Annotated in this window: 1 protein-coding gene; it reads left to right on the top strand. The window is 58.8% G+C overall.

The window, feature by feature from the left end; translation table 11 throughout:
* The first annotated feature begins 87 nt into the window (after window positions 1-87).
* A protein-coding gene (locus tag HHL08_RS25275; RefSeq protein ID WP_169575589.1) for an IS630 family transposase occupies window positions 88-1,148 on the top strand; the annotation gives its coding sequence in 2 pieces (ribosomal slippage) (window positions 88-595 and window positions 595-1,148; 1,062 coding nt in all).
* The last annotated feature ends 19 nt before the right edge of the window (window positions 1,149-1,167 follow it).

The raw sequence follows: 1,167 nt of genomic DNA, 5'->3' as shown, positions 1-1,167 counted from the left end.
ATACCAAAGCTTGTGGGATCTGACTCGTTGGGCCTTTCCCGAGACGCTATAACGTGATTCAACATCGCAAACTGGAGGAGGTTTGCGATGTCTGTTCCGATCAAGCTCCGTGGAGATTTCAGCGCAGGCGATGTTCGTGCCGTTGCGCGGCGCTGCAAGGACGGGGCGCAAGTACGTCGATTATTGGCAATCGCGACGATCCTGGACGGGCACAGCCGCAGCGATGCAGCCCTTGTCGGCGGGGTGACGCGTCAGATCGTGCGGGATTGGGTCGTTCGCTTCAACGCTGAGGGCCCCGACGGGTTGATGACCCGCAAGGCGCCAGGGCCGACAACGATCCTCAATGACAGGCACCGCCGCGCATTGGAGGAGATCATTGATACGGGGCCGACCCCTGCCATCCATGGCGTTGTGCGTTGGCGCATTATTGATTTGGGCCAGTGGCTATGGGACGAGTTCAATATCTCGATCAGCAAGCAGGCGCTGGGGCATGAACTGCGGACCATGGGCTACCGAAAGCTCTCGGCTCGCCCGCGCCATCACGCGCAGAACCTCGCGAATATTGCCATTTTTAAAAAGAGTTCCCCGCCCGTCTGGCGCAAATCCGCAAAACCCTCCCCAAAGGCACGCCCGTAGAGCTGTGGTGGCAGGACGAAGCCCGGATTGGCCAGCAGACCAAACTCACCCGACGCTGGGCCAAACGGGGAACCAGACCAATAGCACCCCGCGATCTGCGTCGGGCATCAGCCTGGATCTTTGGTGCCATCTGTCCTGCTGAAGGGAAAGGCGCGGGCCTCGTCATGCCCCATTGCAATAGTGAGGCGATGGGCATGCATCTGGCTGAGATCAGCAGCCAGGTAGCGCCGGGGGCCCATGCCGTCCTCATGCTCGATCAGGCCGGTTGGCATATCTCCGGCGCACTGACGATCCCCGCCAATATCACATTGCTGCCGTTGCCGCCCAAATGCCCGGAGTTGAATCCTGTCGAAAATCTATGGCAATTTATGCGGGACAACTGGCTATCGAACCGCATCTTCTCCTCCTACGAAAATATCGTCGACCATTGCTGCTTCGCCTGGAACCTCCTCATTGATCAGCCCTGGCGCATCATGACAATCGGACTTCGCCAATGGGCGCACAGGTTCTGATCAGAGAGTCTTGGTATAA

The sequence above is a fragment of the Sphingobium psychrophilum genome (assembly GCF_012927105.1).
Lineage (GTDB): Bacteria > Pseudomonadota > Alphaproteobacteria > Sphingomonadales > Sphingomonadaceae > Sphingobium > Sphingobium psychrophilum.
Note: the sequence above shows the minus strand (reverse complement) of the source record. Positions and strands in the feature narration are given on the sequence as shown.